Origin of the sequence: Microbacterium sp. NPDC008134, assembly GCF_042957055.1 — a bacterium.
GTDB lineage: Bacteria > Actinomycetota > Actinomycetes > Actinomycetales > Microbacteriaceae > Microbacterium.
Genome location: NZ_JBIBHO010000001.1, coordinates 1,806,042 through 1,822,385 on the forward strand (window position 1 = coordinate 1,806,042; position 16,344 = coordinate 1,822,385).

16 protein-coding genes and 4 tRNA genes are annotated in these 16,344 nt (G+C 67.8%); 12 read left to right on the top strand and 8 right to left on the bottom strand.

Translation table 11 applies throughout. The features are described 5' to 3' along the window. Positions 1-25 precede the first annotated feature (25 nt). Positions 26-676 (bottom strand): pyridoxal 5'-phosphate synthase glutaminase subunit PdxT, encoded by a 651-nt coding sequence (gene pdxT, locus ACFY9N_RS08535; protein ID WP_391478039.1) that lies wholly within the window; start codon positions 674-676, stop codon positions 26-28. Further along, positions 627-1,520, bottom strand: a complete 894-nt coding sequence (pdxS, locus tag ACFY9N_RS08540) for a pyridoxal 5'-phosphate synthase lyase subunit PdxS (RefSeq protein WP_391478041.1) — start codon at positions 1,518-1,520, stop codon at positions 627-629. The genes pdxT and pdxS overlap by 50 nt, the downstream gene beginning before the upstream one ends. Before the next feature lie 90 nt (positions 1,521-1,610). Here pdxS and ACFY9N_RS08545 point away from each other — a divergent pair, with 90 nt between their 5' ends. Further along, the gene (locus tag ACFY9N_RS08545; RefSeq protein WP_391478042.1) at positions 1,611-2,918 is read left to right on the top strand and encodes an aminotransferase class I/II-fold pyridoxal phosphate-dependent enzyme; all 1,308 of its coding nucleotides are present in this window, start codon (positions 1,611-1,613) and stop codon (positions 2,916-2,918) included. 46 nt (positions 2,919-2,964) lie between these two features. Continuing rightward, entirely contained in the window at positions 2,965-3,816 is an 852-nt protein-coding gene (pdxY, locus tag ACFY9N_RS08550; RefSeq protein WP_391478044.1) for a pyridoxal kinase PdxY, read from the top strand. Between the two features lie 2 nt (positions 3,817-3,818). Here pdxY and ACFY9N_RS08555 read toward each other — a convergent pair whose 3' ends face one another. From ACFY9N_RS08555 to ACFY9N_RS08565, 3 genes are all read right to left on the bottom strand, one after another. Continuing rightward, positions 3,819-4,358, bottom strand: a complete 540-nt coding sequence (locus ACFY9N_RS08555) for an HIT family protein (protein WP_391478045.1) — start codon at positions 4,356-4,358, stop codon at positions 3,819-3,821. A 36-nt stretch (positions 4,359-4,394) separates the two neighbouring features. After that, on the bottom strand, positions 4,395-6,341 hold the full coding sequence (thrS, locus tag ACFY9N_RS08560; protein WP_391478473.1) for a threonine--tRNA ligase: 1,947 nt from the start codon (positions 6,339-6,341) through the stop codon (positions 4,395-4,397). A 121-nt stretch (positions 6,342-6,462) separates the two neighbouring features. Next, the gene (locus ACFY9N_RS08565) at positions 6,463-6,822 is read right to left on the bottom strand and encodes a YnfA family protein (RefSeq protein WP_391478046.1); all 360 of its coding nucleotides are present in this window, start codon (positions 6,820-6,822) and stop codon (positions 6,463-6,465) included. Between the two features lie 149 nt (positions 6,823-6,971). Between ACFY9N_RS08565 and ACFY9N_RS08570 the strand changes: the two genes are divergently transcribed. From ACFY9N_RS08570 to ACFY9N_RS08595, 6 genes are all read left to right on the top strand, one after another. Next, positions 6,972-7,922: an alpha/beta fold hydrolase gene (locus ACFY9N_RS08570; protein WP_391478047.1), complete on the top strand. Its 951-nt coding sequence runs from the start codon at positions 6,972-6,974 to the stop codon at positions 7,920-7,922. Between the two features lie 18 nt (positions 7,923-7,940). Further along, positions 7,941-8,345, top strand: coding sequence for a hypothetical protein (locus ACFY9N_RS08575; RefSeq protein ID WP_391478048.1), 405 nt, complete (start codon positions 7,941-7,943; stop codon positions 8,343-8,345). Positions 8,346-8,383: 38 nt separating this feature from the next. Then, entirely contained in the window at positions 8,384-9,730 is a 1,347-nt protein-coding gene (locus ACFY9N_RS08580; RefSeq protein WP_391478049.1) for a cryptochrome/photolyase family protein, read from the top strand. Positions 9,731-10,041: 311 nt separating this feature from the next. Next, positions 10,042-11,298: a sodium:proton exchanger gene (locus tag ACFY9N_RS08585; RefSeq protein WP_391478051.1), complete on the top strand. Its 1,257-nt coding sequence runs from the start codon at positions 10,042-10,044 to the stop codon at positions 11,296-11,298. Between the two features lie 11 nt (positions 11,299-11,309). Further along, the gene (locus tag ACFY9N_RS08590; protein ID WP_391478052.1) at positions 11,310-12,479 is read left to right on the top strand and encodes a MalY/PatB family protein; all 1,170 of its coding nucleotides are present in this window, start codon (positions 11,310-11,312) and stop codon (positions 12,477-12,479) included. 98 nt (positions 12,480-12,577) lie between these two features. Then, a complete protein-coding gene (locus tag ACFY9N_RS08595) occupies positions 12,578-12,871 on the top strand; it encodes a hypothetical protein (protein ID WP_391478053.1) in 294 nt (97 codons plus the stop codon). Positions 12,872-12,945: 74 nt separating this feature from the next. On the opposite strand, the gene ACFY9N_RS08600 is transcribed toward ACFY9N_RS08595, so the two are convergent. The 3 genes from ACFY9N_RS08600 to ACFY9N_RS08610 form a co-directional block, all read right to left on the bottom strand. Further along, a tRNA-Val gene (locus tag ACFY9N_RS08600) sits at positions 12,946-13,017 on the bottom strand. 26 nt (positions 13,018-13,043) lie between these two features. Then, positions 13,044-13,114 (bottom strand) — tRNA-Cys (locus tag ACFY9N_RS08605). A gap of 54 nt (positions 13,115-13,168) precedes the next feature. Next, positions 13,169-13,241, bottom strand: a tRNA-Gly gene (locus tag ACFY9N_RS08610). A 151-nt stretch (positions 13,242-13,392) separates the two neighbouring features. Between ACFY9N_RS08610 and ACFY9N_RS08615 the strand changes: the two genes are divergently transcribed. The 4 genes from ACFY9N_RS08615 (at position 13,393) to ACFY9N_RS08630 (ending at position 16,342) form a co-directional block, all read left to right on the top strand. Beyond that, positions 13,393-13,465: transfer RNA gene (locus tag ACFY9N_RS08615), tRNA-Val, on the top strand. Positions 13,466-13,597: 132 nt separating this feature from the next. Continuing rightward, the gene (locus tag ACFY9N_RS08620) at positions 13,598-14,386 is read left to right on the top strand and encodes a helix-turn-helix domain-containing protein (RefSeq protein WP_391478055.1); all 789 of its coding nucleotides are present in this window, start codon (positions 13,598-13,600) and stop codon (positions 14,384-14,386) included. A gap of 103 nt (positions 14,387-14,489) precedes the next feature. Further along, positions 14,490-15,455, top strand: a complete 966-nt coding sequence (locus ACFY9N_RS08625; protein WP_391478056.1) for an ABC transporter substrate-binding protein — start codon at positions 14,490-14,492, stop codon at positions 15,453-15,455. After that, complete coding sequence (locus tag ACFY9N_RS08630) at positions 15,452-16,342, top strand: siderophore-interacting protein (RefSeq protein ID WP_391478058.1); 891 nt, start codon at positions 15,452-15,454, stop codon at positions 16,340-16,342. Before ACFY9N_RS08625 ends, ACFY9N_RS08630 begins: the two co-directional genes overlap by 4 nt. Positions 16,343-16,344 lie beyond the last annotated feature (2 nt).

A 16,344-nucleotide genomic window follows, 5' to 3' on the forward strand; every position in this document is an offset into this window, starting at 1 on the left:
CGCACACGCCGGGCGGGTCGCGCGGTCAGCGTCCTCGTTCGTCCGCGCGGATTCGCACCCGTTCGAGAAGCAGCTCGTGGAAGCGGCTATCCCCGTCGACTTCGGGATGGAAGCTCGTGCCGAGCAACGCCCCCTGCCGCACCGCGACGATCCGTCCGTCTTCCAGGGCGGCGAGCACCTCGACGCCCGCCCCGACGCGCTCCACGATCGGAGCACGGATGAACGTGGCGCGCACCATCGGCGCGCCGAGCACCGGCGCGTCCAGCTCCGTCTCGAAGGACTCCACCTGGCGGCCGAAAGCATTGCGACGCACCGTGACGTCCATACCTCCGAACGACTCCTGCCCCTCGATGCCGTCGGCGATCTCGTCCGCGAGCAGGATGAGTCCCGCGCACGTGCCGTAGACCGGAAGGCCGTCGGTGATCGCGGAACGGATCGGTTCCTGCATCCCGAAGACTCGCGACAGCTTGTCGATCACGCTCGATTCGCCGCCCGGCAGGACGAGGCCGTCGACCGCCGCGAGTTCCTCGGGGCGCCGAACCAGCACGACCTCCGCGCCGAGGTGCGCGAGCAAAGCGGCGTGCTCGCGCACGTCGCCCTGCAGCGCGAGCACACCGACGGACGGACTACCAGCCACGCTCGGAGAGGCGGTGCGGCGCGGGGAGGTCGGACACATTGATGCCCACCATCGCCTCACCGAGACCGCGGGAGACATCGGCGATCACCTTCGGGTCGTCGTGGAACGTGGTGGCCTTCACGATCGCGGCCGCGCGCTGGGCGGGGTTGCCGGACTTGAAGATGCCGGAACCGACGAAGACCCCGTCGGCGCCCATCTGCATCATCATCGCGGCATCCGCGGGCGTCGCCACACCTCCGGCGACGAAGAGCACGACCGGGAGCTTGCCCGTCTCGGCGACCTCGACGACGAGGTCGTACGGTGCCTGCAGCTCCTTCGCGGCGACGTAGAGCTCATCCTTGGTCATCGATCGCAGCACGTTGATCTCGCTCGTGATCTTGCGGATGTGCTTCGTCGCCTCCGAGACGTCCCCGGTGCCGGCCTCGCCCTTCGAGCGGATCATCGCCGCACCTTCGTTGATGCGGCGCAGCGCCTCGCCGAGGTTGGTCGCCCCGCACACGAACGGCACGGTGAAGCCGAACTTGTCGATGTGGTTGACGTAGTCAGCCGGAGAGAGGACCTCCGACTCGTCGATGTAGTCGACGCCGAGCTCCTGGAGGATCTGCGCCTCGACGAAGTGGCCGATGCGCGCCTTCGCCATCACGGGGATCGAGACCGCGTCGATGATGCTGTCGATCATGTCGGGGTCGCTCATGCGCGAGACCCCGCCCTGAGCGCGGATGTCGGCGGGAACGCGCTCGAGCGCCATGACGGCGACGGCACCGGCGTCCTCGGCGATCTTCGCCTGTTCGGCGGTGACGACGTCCATGATGACGCCGCCTTTGAGCATCTCGGCGAGACCCCGCTTGACGCGCGCGGATCCGGTGGTTGCCTGGTCGTTCATCGCATTCCTCTCGGCTGAGCCAATCGCTCTATTGATCTATGTCAAACCGTAGCATCGTCTCGGACGTTCTAGAATCGAGATCGAGGACCTATGAGCGCCCAGATCACCGGAACGACCGCAGCGGACATCGCCGACAGCGTGCGCGCCCTGCGCGAGCGCGGCAAACTCCGCCCCGGCGACTCGCTTCCGCCGGTCCGAGAACTTGCCGCCACGCTGGGCGTGAACCGCAACACGGCGGTGGCTGCCTACCGCCAGCTCGCTCAGGCAGGGCTGGTCGTCTCGCGCGGACGCGCCGGCACCACGATCGCCGGTGTTGAAGCGGTGGCGCAGGAGGGCTACGCCGCCGACACCGTCCTCCGCGATGTCGGCACCGGCAACCCCGAACCACGGCTCATCCCCGACCCGTCCCCCGCCCTCGCTCGCGTCGCCGGCCGCCCAGTGCTGTACGGAGAACCCGTGATCGATCGCGGACTCGACGCATGGGCACGCGAATGGATCACCGCCGACCTCGATCAGACCGATTTCCGCGTCACGGTCACCAGCGGCGCGGTCGACGCGGTCGAACGACTCCTCGCCCAGGCGCTCATGCGCGATGACGCGGTCGCGCTCGAGGATCCCTGCTTCCTCGCCAGCATCCACACGGTGCGCCTCGGCGGTTACCGCGCCATCCCCGTCCCCGTCGACGCGGAGGGTATGACGGTCGACGGCCTCCGCGCGGCGCTCGACGCCGGCATCCGCGCGATCATCTGCACCCCGCGCGCGCAGAACCCGACGGGCACCAGCCTCACAGCCGCGCGCGCCGCCGAACTCCGCGCGGTGCTGGCCGACCACCCCTACGTACTGATCATCGAGGACGACCACTTCTCGATGCTCTCGCAGCGCCCCTACGAGACGTTGATCGGACCGGACCACCGGCGGTTCGCCCTCGTGCGATCGGTGTCGAAGTTCCTCGGCCCCGACATGTGCCTGGCGCTCGCGGCCACCGACCCGGAGACCGCCGAGCGCCTGTCGATGCGCCTCAGCCCGGGAACGACCTGGGTGAGCCACCTGCTCCAACGACTCACGCACGCCCAGCTGACCGATCCGGCGGCGCTCGAGACGATCGGCGCCGCAGCCGCGCACTATGCCGAGCGCAACGCCGCCTTCGCCGCACGGCTGCGCGCCCGCGGATTCGACGTCCCCGACTCCGACGGCCTCAGCCTCTGGGTCGAGCTCCCCCGCCCCGCCCGCACCGTCGCCGAGCAGCTCATGCGGCGAGGATGGCTCGCCCGAACAGGTGAAGAGTTCGCCCTCGACGACAGGGCAGAGCCGTCGCGGCATCTGCGCCTCACCGTCCACGATCTGTCCGACGCGGATGCCGAGGCCTTCGTCACCGACCTCGTCGCGGCCTCCCGATGACCACCCGCAGCGGGGAAACCCCCGCCCTGAATGAAAGGATCGGGAGATGAAGATCCTCTCCATCCAGTCCGCCGTCGCGTACGGTCACGTCGGCAACTCCGCCGCAGTGTTCCCGCTGCAGCGCATCGGCGTCGAGGTCCTCCCGGTCTACACCGTGAACTTCTCGAACCACACCGGCTACGGCGCCTGGCGCGGTCCGATGATCGATCCCGGCGAGGTGCGCGAAGTGATCACCGGCATCCAGGAACGGGGCGTCTTCGGACGCATCGACGCGGTACTCAGCGGATACCAGGGCGGCGAGGGCATCGGCGACGTGATCATCGACGCCGTCGCCCGGGTCAAGGCCGAGAATCCGGATGCTGTCTACGCCTGCGACCCCGTGATGGGCAACGCCAAGTCCGGGTGCTTCGTGGCCCCCGCGATCCCCGTGCTGCTCCGGGAGAAGGTCGTGCCCGTGGCCGACATCATCACCCCGAACCAGTTCGAGCTCGGATTCCTCACCGAGACGGAACCCGACACGCTCGAATCCACACTGGCGTCGGTCGACCTCGCGCGCGCGATGGGCCCGCGCACGGTGCTGGTCACCAGCGTCGAACGACCGGATCGCGAAGAGGGGACGATCGAGATGCTCGCGGTCGACGATGAGGGCGCGTGGATCGTGCAGACCCCGCACCTTCCGATGAAGGCGAACGGTTCGGGAGACGTCACCGCCGCTCTCTTCACGGCGCACTACGTCGAGACGGGCAGCGCGCAGACCGCGCTCGAGCGCACCGCGTCGAGTGTGTACGACCTGCTGAAGGCCACGCTCGACTCCGGGGAACGCGAGCTGCAGCTCGTCGAGGCCCAGGAGTTCTACGCGCACCCGCGCATGCAGTTCACCGCGCGCCGGGTGCGCTGAGCTCAGGACTTCGGCCACGCGGTGGCGACGGCCTCCCGCACCTCGCCGAGGAGCTGCGGGAGCGCTTTCGTCTTCGCGATGATCGGGAAGAAGTTCGCGTCGGAGCGCCACCGCGGAACCACGTGCTGATGCAGGTGTCCGTCGACACCGGCGCCGGCGACGGCGCCCTGGTTCATCCCGATGTTGAACCCGTCGCACCGCGACACCTCGGTGAGAACGCGCATCGCGGTCTGCGTGAGCGCGCCGATCTCGGCGACCTCCTCGGGCGTGGCCTGATCGTAGGTCGCGATATGGCGGTACGGGCAGACGAGCAGGTGTCCCGAGTTGTAGGGGAACAGGTTCAGCAGCACGTAGGCGGTCTCGCCACGCGCGACGATCAGCCGCTCGGCATCCGGATGCTTCGGGGCCTCGCAGAACGGGCACTCCTCGCGCAGCGGCTCGGGCCCCGCCTGGATGTACGCCATCCGGTGCGGGGTCCAGAGCCGCTGGAACTCGTCGGGGACGCCCGCGAGCGTCCCGACGCCTTCCTCGATCTCAGACACCGGCCGGCCCCTGAGCGAGCGCAACGAGACGAAGGGTCACGGCAGGTCCCCCGCCGTCTGCACGAGCGTGTGATCGGCGATCGCGGTGCGGATGCGGGCGACGGCATCCGCGATCGGAACGCCGTTCTCCTGGGTGCCGTCACGGTAGCGGAACGAGACCGTGCCTGCGGCGCGGTCCTGCTCGCCCGCAATGAGCAGCAGCGGAACCTTGCCGGTCGTGTGGGTGCGGATCTTCTTCTGCATCCGGTCGTCGGAGGTGTCGAGCTCCGCACGCACTCCCGAGTCGCGGAGGGTCGTGATGACCTCCCCGAGGTAGTCGGCGTAGTCCTCAGCCACGGGGATGCCGACGACCTGGACGGGCGAGAGCCACACCGGGAAGTCACCGGCGTAGTGCTCGAGCAGGATCGCGAAGAAGCGCTCGATCGATCCGAAGAGCGCACGGTGGATCATGATCGGACGCTTCTTCTGACCGTCCTTGTCCATGAACTCGAGGTCGAAGCGTTCAGGCAGGTTCGGGTCGACCTGCACGGTCGAGAGCTGCCAGGTGCGACCGATCGCGTCGCGGGTCTTGAGATCGATCTTCGGACCGTAGAAAGCCGCTTCGCCGGGGACCTCGGTGAGCTTGAGGCCAGAGGCGACGGCGACGCGACGCAGCGCGTCGGTCGACGACTCCCAGAACTCGTCCGAACCGATCCACTTCGACTTCTCGTCGTCCTTCATCGACAGCTCGAGCTCGAAATCGGTGAGGCCGAAGTCGCGCAGCATCGACAGGATGAAGTCGAGGACCTTCGCGACCTCGCCTTCGAGCTGGTCGGGCGTGACGAAGAGGTGCGAGTCGTCCTGGGTGAATCCGCGCACGCGCGTGAGACCGTGCAGCGCTCCCGAGAGCTCGTTGCGGTAGACCGTGCCGTTCTCGGCGAATCGCAGGGGCAGATCGCGATAGCTGCGCGCGCGCTCCTTGTAGATCAGGATGTGCATGGGGCAGTTCATCGGCTTCAGGTAATAGTCCTGGCCCTGCTTGGTGATGTTGCCCTCGTCGTCGCGCTCCTCGTCCATGACGATCGGCGGGAACATCCCGTCCTTGTAGGTGACGAGGTGGTTCGAGGTGAGGAAGAGGTCTTCCTTCGAGATGTGCGGGGTGTAGACGTAGGTGTAACCGCCCTCGATGTGGCGCTTGCGTGCGTGCTGCTCCATCTCGCCGCGGATCATGCCGCCGCGCGGGTGCCACACCGAGAGCCCTGAACCGATCTCCTCCGGGAAGGAGAACAGGTCGAGCTCCTTGCCGAGGCGGCGGTGGTCGCGCTTTGCGGCCTCCTCGAGGCGGTGCTGGTAGGCGCGCAGCTCGTCCTTCGACGGCCAGGCGGTGCCGTAGATGCGCTGCAGCTGCGGGTTCTTCTCGCTGCCGCGCCAGTAGGCGGCGGCGATGCGGGTGAGATCCCAGCCGTTGCCGATCATGCGGGTGTTGGGCAGGTGCGGACCGCGGCAGAGGTCCTTCCAGACCACTTCGCCGTCACGGGTCGTGTTGTCGTAGATCGTGAGTTCGCCCTCGCCGACCTCGACGGAGGCGCCTTCGACCTTGCCCACCTGGGTTCCTGAGCCTGTCGAAGGGCCTTTGAGTCCGATGAGCTCGAGCTTGAACGGCTCGTCGGCGAGCTCGGCGCGCGCCTCGTCATCGGTCACGACGCGGCGCACGAAGCGCTGGCCCTCACGGACGATGCGCTGCATCTCCTTGGTGATCGCCTTGAGGTCCTCCGGCGTGAACGGCGAGTCGACACCGAAGTCGTAGTAGAAGCCGTCCGTGATCGGCGGGCCGATGCCGAGGTTCGCCTGCGGGTTGATCCGCTGCACGGCCTGCGCGAGCACGTGCGCCGTCGAGTGGCGCAGGATACTGAGGCCGTCGGGGCTGTCGATCGTGACCGCCTCGACCTCGTCGGCGTCGGTCACTGTGGTCGCGAGGTCCTTGAGGATGCCGTTGACGCGCATGGCGACGACGGATCGGTCAGAGAACAGGGCGAAGCCGTCTTTCGGCTGGGCGTTTTCAGGCACTGATCACTCCATCTGGGTCTGGATCTAGGCTACTCGCCTGGCCGGGTCGCGCTGACCGTCACGACGCCGGCTCGGATGCCGTGTGCACGACGGCCGGGGCGAGGATGATGATCGCGGCGCCGACGAGCGCGATCGACGACCCGACCCAGTCCCAGACCGTCGGCTTGAAGCCGTCGACGATGATGCCCCACGCGAGCGACCCCGCGATGAAGATCCCGCCGTACGCCGCGAGCACCCGACCGAAGTTGGCGTCGGGCTGCAGCGCCGCGATGAACCCGTACGCGCCGAGCGCCATCACTCCGAGCACGGCGAAAATCCATCCGCGCTCCTCTTTCACGGCCTGCCAGATCAACCAGGCTCCCCCGATCTCGGCGATGGCTGCCAACACGAAGAGAACGATGATGCGGAACACGGTCATGCGGCCAGTCTGGCAGTCGGGCCCGACTGCGCACGAGCATCCGCTACCGCCGATGCGGTATGCCTTCGACCGCGGTGGGTCGATGTGCGCGCCGCACTGTCGCGTGACGCTGGATAGGCGGCGCGGGAGCGCGCCCGGAGAGGCAGGAAATGAAGAAGTTCGTGAAGAGGGCACTCGTCAGCATTGTCGCCGTCACCGCGACGGTCGCCGTCGCGCTCGCGACCACCACCGTCGTGAACGTCGTCGCGTCGGAGTCGGAGAAGGACGCGATCGATTCGTACGGTCGTTTCGTCACGGTCGACGGGCGTCGTATGAACGTCGTGATCGCGGGTACCGGGCCGACCGACATCGTCTTGCTCCCGGGGTTCGGCACCGCATCACCGGTCATCGATTTCTCTCCCCTCGTCGACGATCTGGCGGCCGATCATCGCGTGATCGTGATCGAGCCCCTCGGCTACGGCTTGAGCGACGGCACGGAATCCGCTCGGACGACGGCGAACATCGTGACCGAGGTGCACGACGCGCTCGAGCAGCTCGGCATCGACCGGTACGTGCTGATGGGGCACTCCATCGCCGGCATCTACGCCCTCGAGATGGCGGCGAGACACCCTGAAGAGATCCAGGCGTTCGTGGGGATCGACACCAGCGTCCCGGGACAGCCGCACATGGACACCGAGTTCCCCACGGACCTCCTGGCAGCCGTTCGGGCTCTGGGACTCGCGCGCGCTGTGGTCGCCGTGGGCGGGGTCGGTTACGAAACGGACGCCTACTCCGATCATGATCGGGAGCAGATCGCGATGATCTCGAACCGCACGTCGATGGCTCCCACCTATCTCGACGAGATGTCGCACATCGCCTCGAACTTCGCGGATGCCGAGGGACGCACGTTCCCCGAACACCTCCCGGTGCTGCTCTTCGCGGAAGCGGACAATGCGAGCAACCCGGACTGGGTCGCCCTGCACGAAGCCCAGGCGGAGAGCGTCGCGGACGGCGCCGTCATCCCCGTTCCGGGAGGCCACTACCTCCATCACACGCACGCGACGGAGATCGCCGAGGACTTCCGAACCTGGTCGTCGGAGCGGATGACGTCTCCGCAGTGATCCGGGTAGCGTGAACGGATGACTCGCACCGTCGCCCGTTGGATCCTCGCTGCCGGACTCGCCGCGATCGGAGTGTTGCATTTCGTCCAGACGCGTGGATTCCGCGTGGTCGTGCCGGATTGGGCGACGCGGGTCTCACGGCTCGACAAGGAGACGATCGTCGTCGCCTCGGGGGTGGTCGAGATCGGCCTTGCCGCCGCGCTGGTCGCGCTCCCCCGGGAGAGGCGACGGGTCGGCTGGGCGACGGCGGCGTTCTTCGCCGCCGTCTTCCCCGGCAATGTGCACCAGTGGCGCACCGGGAGATCCACACCGGGTCTCGACACCGATGGCCGACGATTCGGCCGCCTGTTCCTCCAGCCGTTGCTGCTCGTCTGGGCGTTGTGGGCGACCTGCCCGGAACGCCGAAGTCAAGGCCGTCGCTGACATTTCTCCGCTGACGGGGCGCGCGTCAGAATGGGGCGATGGTCTCCCCCTCGCTCGTGTGGTTCCGTGACGATCTGCGCCTCGCCGACAACCCGGCGCTGCGCGCAGCGATGGATCGCGGTGAGCCGATCATCGCTCTCTACGTTCTCGACGAGGAGTCCGACGGCATCCGCCCTCTCGGGGGCGCGGCGCGGTGGTGGCTCCACCATTCGCTCGCATCGCTGAGGGAGCGGCTGCGCGAGCGCGGCGGCGACCTCGTTCTGCGGCGCGGCCCCGCGGCCCGCGTGGTCAGTGGCGTGATAACGGATGCCGACGCCGGTGCCGTGTTCTGGAACCGCCGGTACGGCGGACCCGAGCGTCAGATCGATACCGACCTGAAGAGCGCCCTGCGCGCGGACGGCGTCGAGGTCGCCTCTTTCGCGGGTTCCCTGCTGCACGAGCCGTGGACGGTGACGACCGGGGCAGGCACTCACTTCTCGGTCTTCACTCCGTTCTGGCGCGCCTGCCTCTCCCTCCCCGCACCGCGGCTCCCCCTGCCCGAACCGCGCGAGATCGACGGCATCCGCTCCGTGCCGGCGTCGGACGACCTCGACGACTGGGCGCTTCTCCCGACCGAACCGGACTGGGCGGAAGGACTGCGCGACACGTGGGAGCCCGGCGAACCGACCGCGCGGCGTCGGCTGCGCACGTTCCTCGACGACGACCTCGCGGCCTACGACCGTGCACGCGACGAGCCCTCGGCCGGAGCCACGTCGCTGCTCTCCCCGCATCTGCGGTGGGGAGAGATCAGTCCGTTCACGGTCTGGCACGAGTCCGTCTCCACCGAGGGGGCGGGAGGGTTCCTCTCCGAGCTCGGATGGCGCGAGTTCGCCTGGCACACGCTCTACCACTTCCCGGATCTCGCGTCTAAGAACCTCCGGCCGGAGTTCGACGCCTTCCCCTGGCCGCGCCTGAAACCGTCCCACCTCCGGGCGTGGCAGCGCGGAGAGACCGGCGTCCCCCTCGTCGACGCCGGTATGCGGGAGCTCTGGCGCACCGGCTACATGCACAACCGGGTGCGGATGGTGACGGCATCCTTCCTCGTGAAGAATCTGCTGATCGACTGGCACCGGGGCGAGGAATGGTTCTGGGACACACTCGTCGACGCCGACGGAGCCAACAATCCCTTCAACTGGCAGTGGGTCGCCGGTTCCGGGGCGGATGCCGCGCCCTACTTCCGCATCTTCAACCCGGAACTCCAGGCGAAGAAGTTCGACCCGCATCGCCTGTACATCACGCAATGGGCGTCGGATGCGCCCACTGACCCGATCGTCGATCTCGGCGAGACGCGGAAGGCGGCGCTCGACGCCTACGACGTCGTCAAGCGCGCGCCGCGCGATCGATGACCACTGATCGCGTTTCGCCGGGCCGAAACCATATGAACCCGCCGGACACATCCGCAGGATTCCGGCACTTCGGGCATCCGAAAAGCTCCGAAAGTCGGTTTCGCCTTGGAGTCGGCTGAGAGCGCCCGCAAGACTGGTCACATCGAAGGGGAGTAGCTCCGGGCCCGGCCCGAGGCGGTATCGACATGCTGACGTTCACGACGATCGTCCGGTACCCCGTCCCGTCTGGATGAGCGAGACCTTCGGCCCCTCTGCGCGGCCGGAGTTCTGCATGCCCTCCTGCCGGTCGCGCCCGATCGAAAGGACCGATCATGCCGCGCGCACTGATCCGTCGCATACTCCTCTGCCTGGCCATCGCTTCCCCGGCCATCGCCTTCCGCGTGACCGGCTTCCACCCGGCACCCGTCATCTCGCTCCTGATCTTCGGCGCCGCGGTCGTCGCCGCGAGCTTCCTGCTCGCGTGGGCGGCCGAGGCCGCTCAGAAAGACATCTCGGGCGCTCTCGCGATCGCGATCCTCGCTCTCATCGCCGTGCTCCCCGAGTACGCGGTCGATCTGTACTACGCGTTCCGCGCCGGCTTCGATCCCGAATACGCGCAGTACGCGGCCGCGAACATGACCGGATCGAACCGGTTGCTACTCGGATTCGGATGGCCGCTCGTCGTGATCGTCGCGCTCGTCGTGGCGCGACGGGGGCTCGCTCGTGGCCAACGGCGCCCCGCGTTCCTCCGGCTGCCGGAGACCTCGCGGCTGGACGTGGGGTTCCTCGCGGTCCTCGCGGTGCTCGCGTTCGCGATCCCTTTCCTCGGCCACATCCCGATCTGGTTCGGCGCGATCCTGATCGCGGCCTTCGTGTTCTACCTCTGGCGTGCCAGCCGCGTCGAGGACGACGGTGAGGAGGAGTTCGTCGGCGCCGCCGCCGATATCGCCGACCTGCCGACGAGACTCCGGCGCGGCACCGTCATCGCGATGTTCTTCGTGTCGGCCGCGATCATCCTCGCGTGCGCTGAACCGTTCGCGACTGCGCTGGTCGATTCGGGCTCGGCGCTCGGTATCGACAGCTACTTCCTGGTGCAGTGGCTCGCACCGCTCGCGTCGGAGGCTCCCGAGTTCATCATCGCGGTGCTCTTCGCGCTGCGCGGCATGGGCGCCGCCGCGATCGGCACTCTCATCGCCTCCAAGGTGAATCAGTGGAGCCTGCTCGTCGGATCCCTGCCGATCGCGCACTTCTTCGGCGGAGGAGGAGGCGCACTCCCCCTCGACGCCCGACAGATCGAGGAGTTCGTGCTGACCGGCACCCAGACGGTGATGGGCGTCGCGATCCTGCTCGCGTTACGGTTCCACCTCGGATCGGCGATCTCACTCGCCGCGATCTTCCTCGTGCAGTTCTTCGTGACCGACACGACCGGTCGCTACGTGCTGTCGGCGATCCAGCTCGTCATCGCGGCGGGATTCCTCATCGTGCACCGTCGGCACATCGTCACCACGTTCACGGCGCCATTCCGCCGGCAGGCTCCGGGGGTTCTCCCGCCCCGTACGATCGAGGGAGCCCCCGCTCCCCTGCCGTGAAGGACCGCCGCATGACCGTCGCCCGTTTCGACACCCTCACCGAGAACGACCTGCGCGAGGCGGGGAGCGTGAAGTGGACGACGTTCCCCGACACGATCGGGGCGTTCGTCGCCGAGATGGATTTCGGTGTCGCTCCGGCGGTGAAGGACGCGGTGAACGGTGCCCTCGAGCAGGGGCTCACCGGATACCTCCCGCAGCACCTCGCCGACGACCTCGCCGCAGCGACCGCCGCCTGGTACGCAGGCCACTACGGATGGGAGATCTCGCCGACGCAGGTGAAGCAGGTGCCCGACGTGATCACCGCGTTCGAGTACGCGATCGAGCAGTACACGTCCCCCGGGGCCGCTGTGATCGTGCCCACGCCGGCGTACATGCCATTCCTCCTGGTTCCCCCGATGCACGGGCGACGGGTCATCGAGGTGCCCAGCACCGTCGAGGACGGTCGGTGGGTGCTCGATCACGACGCCGTCACTGCGGCTTTCGCCGACGGCGGCGAGCTGCTCGTGCTGTGTAACCCGCACAATCCGCTCGGCACCGTCGCGACGCGCGAGGAGCTCGAGCGGGTCGCCGTGACCGTGCACGATGCGCGCGGGCGCGTGTTCTCCGATGAGATCCACGCGCCGATCGTCTACGCCCCGGCTCGGCACATCCCCTACGCCTCGGTCTCCGAGATCGCCGCGGGCCACACCCTCACCGCGACGTCCGCCTCCAAGGCATGGAATCTCGCGGGCCTCAAGTGCGCGCAGGTGATCGTCTCGAACGACGCGGATGCCACGCTGTGGGAGCGCGAGGGCGCCTGGGCGGGTCACGGGACGTCGACAATCGGGGCCGTCTCCAACGTCGCCGCCTATGCGGACGGCGGTGAGTGGCTCGACGGTACGGTCGCGTACCTCGACGGCAACCGCCGGGCCCTGGCGGATCTCGTATCCGAGCATCTCCCCGAGGTACGGATGACAGTGCCCGAGGGCACCTACATCGCGCTCCTCGACTTCCGGGAGACCGGACTGACCGGCGACCTCGGCGCGTGGTTCCGCGAGCACGCAGGCGTCGCGATGACGGATGGAGCCGCTTGCGGCGTCGCTGCGGTCGGGTTCACGAGGTTCGTCTTCGCCCTGCCGCGGCCGCTTCTCGAGGAAGCGGTGCGCCGGATCGCGGCGGCCCTGCGCGGCGCGAACGACTGAGACAGAGCACTTCCCCTCGACCCGATCGCTCTTCCGCGGAGGAGGACGACGTGCTTTGCTGTCCTCGGAGGGGTACCACTGGGGAAAGGGTACCGATGATGGGTGAGGCGGAATCGCGCGCCAACGCGCAGTTCGGGGCGGTGTGGACGGCGTTCACCGGCGCGATCGGCGGGTTCGTCATCGCGATGTTCATCGCGCCGGCGATCCAAGTCCACTGCAGAAGTGGCTGGCTCGCCGGAACCTGGCAGCCGGATGCCCCCGTGGGGTGCGCGCTGATTCCGGGCTGGATGTACGGGAGCGGAGGGTTCGCTGCGGCGCTCGGGCTCGCACTCGCTCTGATCGTTGGCGGCGGCGTGTGGGTCTTCGTCTTCCTGAGCCACGACGACGACTGAGCGCTCTCCCGTTCCGCGCCCGGCACTTCCCGGAGAACGCAAAAACCCCCGGGGAGAACCGGGGGTTTCGTATGTGCGCGATACTGGGATCGAACCAGTGACCTCTTCCGTGTCAGGGAAGCGCGCTACCGCTGCGCCAATCGCGCCTATGAAGGCTATTCAGTTCTCAGTGAGGTGGCGACGGGATTCGAACCCGTGTAAACGGCTTTGCAGGCCGGTGCCTAGCCGCTCGGCCACGCCACCGTGTGGATTGACCCCACGTGCTGAAGGTCTTCCGAAGAAGACCCTCTGCACTCGAGCGGATGACGAGACTCGAACTCGCGACCCCAACCTTGGCAAGGTTGTGCGCTACCAACTGCGCTACATCCGCATTTTGTTCCCGGTTGTCCCGGGCACTTATGAAACATTAGCCGATGATCGACGACTGTCCAAACCGAACGCGAATCTCGCGCGTGTCTCGCCGGATGGTCATCACAGCCCGCATGCGTCCGGTAGTATCGTTTCTCGACCCCCTGGGTCATGGGCGATTGGCGCAGTTGGTAGCGCGCTTCCTTCACACGGAAGAGGTCATCGGTTCGAGTCCGGTATCGCCCACAGATGAAGCCCCGCCCGTCGCACTGACGGAGCGGGGCTTCGGTCATCTCCGGAGAAACTCGGGGCGGCGATGCTTCGCCGTGGTAACTTAGGGTCGCCTAAACTACTCGCGCGATCACCAGGCGGAGATTCATGTCGCTCACCGATACCGGCTCCGAGGAGACCGTCGTCTGGCGCATCGGGACGAACGATTTCGACGTCGCCGACGGTGCCGCATGGGACACCCACTCCCATCCTGATCGTCACGAACTGCTGTGGGGCGCGCGAGGCGTGCTCACTGCCGAGACCGATCACGGTCACTTCGCCATTCCCGCCACCCAGGGCCTCTGGATCCCGGCCGGCGTCGGCCATCGCGTCGCAGCCGCCCCCGGCACATCCTTCCGCTGCACCTTCGTCGACAGCGGTATCGCGTCGATCTCGTCGCGCGTGACCGCGGTCGCCATGCCCGAGGTGATGCGTGCGGTGCTCGACCGACTCGAAGCCCCTCCCTATCTCGCCGCCGGACCGCGCCTGCACGCCGAAGAACTCGCCGCAAGCCTGCTCGAGCCGGTGACGGCATCCATCGTCGATCTCCCCCTCCCCCTCGACCCGCGCACACGGCCCATCGCCGAAGCACTCCTCTCCGACCCCGCGGACGATCGCTCCATCGAGGATTGGGGACACCACGTCGGTGCCAGCGCTCGAAACCTCTCCCGCCTCTTCGTCGCCGAAACCGGTTTGAGCTTCTCGACGTGGCGGACGCGCGCGCGCATGCGGCGCGCGATCGAGTGGCTCGCCGCCGACTACACGGTCGCGCACGTGAGCCGACGCTCGGGCTACGCGACGCCGAGCGCGTTCGTCCAGGCGTTCCGTCGAGAGCTCGGGCGCACGCCCGGCGACTACGCCGCCCGACGAAACGAAGACTCCCCGAAGTCGGCGTGACCTCGACACGGTGTGGCATCTGCGCGACATTCGACGCGTTCATACTGGGTAAGCCGAGCCTTACCTAAGCCTCGATGCCCCGATCCCCTCCCGGAAGACCCCCATGCGCTCCACACCCCTATCCTTCGTCGCGCTCGCGGCGACCTGTCTGCTCCTCACCTCGTGCGCGGCCTCGTCCGCCGGCGGCTCTTCGACCGCGGACGAGACCGTGGAGCTCACGACGCCCACCGGTGTCGACATCGAGATCCCCGCCGAGCCGACCGCAGCCCTCGGGTTCTACACGACCGACCTCGACATCCTCATCACGCTCGGTTTCGACCTCGCCGACACGCAGCCGATCCGCGACGACTTCACGGCGTTCCCCGATTTCTTCCCGCAGGAAGAACTGGACGGCCTGGCGACCTTCGGCAACTTCCCCGAGTTCAACCTGGAGGCGGTGCTCGAGGCGGAGCCGGACTTCATCCTCAACGGCCTCGGCTACGAGCAGGACCTCGACGGGCAGCTCCAGAAGATCGCCCCGACCTACACGTACAACGCGTTCGACGGAGGCGACTGGCGCGATGTCGTCGCGAAGGCCGCGACCGACCTGGGCCGCGAAGAGCAGTGGCAGGCGTGGGTCGACCGGTACGAAGCTCGCATCGCAGACATCCGCGAGCGTCTCGACGCCGCCGACATCCACCCGGTCGTCGCCGACATGGGCTACTGGGAGGGTCAGGTCACGACCTCCTGCTACGGCGTCCCCTGCCTCGTCTTCGCCGATCTCGGGCTGGAGATGGCACCGCTCATGAACGCGACGGAGGACGGCCTGCCCGCGAGCGACGAGTATGCGGAGCTGAGCCCCGAGCAGCTCGGCCAGCTCGACGGCATCGACGTGGTCTTCACCGGAGCAGAGGAAGACGGAACGGTCTGGGTCGAGGAGGACGAAGCCCTCAAGCAGAACGCGATCTGGCAGAACCTCTCGTTCGTGCAGGACGGCGAGTACTACCCCTACAACTACGAGATGATCTACGGCTCCCCCAGCGGCATGGACGCGTTCCTCACCGTCGTCGAGAAGGCGCTCCTCGGATGACCGTCAACCTCGTGCACCGCGTCGTCGTGCAGCGCGTCGAGCGGCTGAGCCCCGGGATGATGCGGGTCGTCTTCGGCGGCGAAGGACTCGACGGATTCGTGACGACCGGCGTGGGCGACGAATACTTCCGCGTCTTCTTCCCGACGGAGGGACAGACCGAGCCGAACCTGCCGTTCCCGACGGACGACGGCTACTGGGATTTCCCGGAGGGTGTGGAGCCTGCTCCGATGCGCACGTACACGGTGCGCGAGTGGGATGCCGCGGCCCGTGAGCTCACGATCGACTTCGTCGTGCACGACGGAGGGATCGCTGCGGCCTGGGCACTGCGCGCCCAGCCCGGTGACGTCCTCGGGGTCAACACTCCGAAGGCGCTCTACGCGGCGCCGGCCGACATCGAGTGGCAACTGCTGATCGCCGACGCCACGGGCCTGCCCGCGGCCGCCCGCCTCGCCGAGAACGCGCCGTCCGGCGTCCGCACCCGTGTGGTCGTCGAGGTCGCGACCGCCGAGGACGAGCTCGATGTCACGACCCCGGACGGGGTCGAGCTGCACTGGGTCCACGGTGGCAACGGCCACGGCCCCACGCGCATCGAGGAGATACTTCGCGCGTCCGACCTCCCGAACGGTCGCGGATACGTGTGGGTCGCCGGCGAGACGAAAGCCACCCGTGGCGTGCGCAAGCACCTCCGTCACGAACTGAAGCTCGCGGCGAGTGACTACAAGATCCTCGGGTACTGGACCGAGAACGCCGAAGCCTGGCGCGAGCGGTACGAATCCCTCGACGAGAAGACGCACGCACGTCTGATGGCCATGTGGGACGATGACAGCCGCTCCGAGGAGGAGATCGAGGACGCCTACGACGCCGAGCTGGAGAAACTCGGCCTGTGAGG

Bases quoted from the DNA above. Each gene is read 5' to 3' on its own strand.
- ACFY9N_RS08545 (WP_391478042.1), top strand. From the start codon at position 1,611: ATGAGCGCCCAGATCACCGGAACGACCGCAGCGGACATCGCCGACAGC.
- ACFY9N_RS08590 (WP_391478052.1), top strand. From the start codon at position 11,310: ATGACCGTCGCCCGTTTCGACACCCTCACCGAGAACGACCTGCGCGAG.
- ACFY9N_RS08580 (WP_391478049.1), top strand. From the start codon at position 8,384: ATGGTCTCCCCCTCGCTCGTGTGGTTCCGTGACGATCTGCGCCTCGCC.
- pdxY (WP_391478044.1), top strand. From the start codon at position 2,965: ATGAAGATCCTCTCCATCCAGTCCGCCGTCGCGTACGGTCACGTCGGC.
- pdxT (WP_391478039.1), bottom strand. From the start codon at position 676: ATGTGTCCGACCTCCCCGCGCCGCACCGCCTCTCCGAGCGTGGCTGGT.
- ACFY9N_RS08570 (WP_391478047.1), top strand. From the start codon at position 6,972: ATGAAGAAGTTCGTGAAGAGGGCACTCGTCAGCATTGTCGCCGTCACC.
- ACFY9N_RS08585 (WP_391478051.1), top strand. From the start codon at position 10,042: ATGCCGCGCGCACTGATCCGTCGCATACTCCTCTGCCTGGCCATCGCT.
- ACFY9N_RS08565 (WP_391478046.1), bottom strand. From the start codon at position 6,822: ATGACCGTGTTCCGCATCATCGTTCTCTTCGTGTTGGCAGCCATCGCC.
- ACFY9N_RS08595 (WP_391478053.1), top strand. From the start codon at position 12,578: ATGGGTGAGGCGGAATCGCGCGCCAACGCGCAGTTCGGGGCGGTGTGG.
- ACFY9N_RS08575 (WP_391478048.1), top strand. From the start codon at position 7,941: ATGACTCGCACCGTCGCCCGTTGGATCCTCGCTGCCGGACTCGCCGCG.
- ACFY9N_RS08630 (WP_391478058.1), top strand. From the start codon at position 15,452: ATGACCGTCAACCTCGTGCACCGCGTCGTCGTGCAGCGCGTCGAGCGG.
- ACFY9N_RS08620 (WP_391478055.1), top strand. From the start codon at position 13,598: ATGTCGCTCACCGATACCGGCTCCGAGGAGACCGTCGTCTGGCGCATC.
- pdxS (WP_391478041.1), bottom strand. From the start codon at position 1,520: ATGAACGACCAGGCAACCACCGGATCCGCGCGCGTCAAGCGGGGTCTC.
- ACFY9N_RS08625 (WP_391478056.1), top strand. From the start codon at position 14,490: ATGCGCTCCACACCCCTATCCTTCGTCGCGCTCGCGGCGACCTGTCTG.
- thrS (WP_391478473.1), bottom strand. From the start codon at position 6,341: ATGCGCGTCAACGGCATCCTCAAGGACCTCGCGACCACAGTGACCGAC.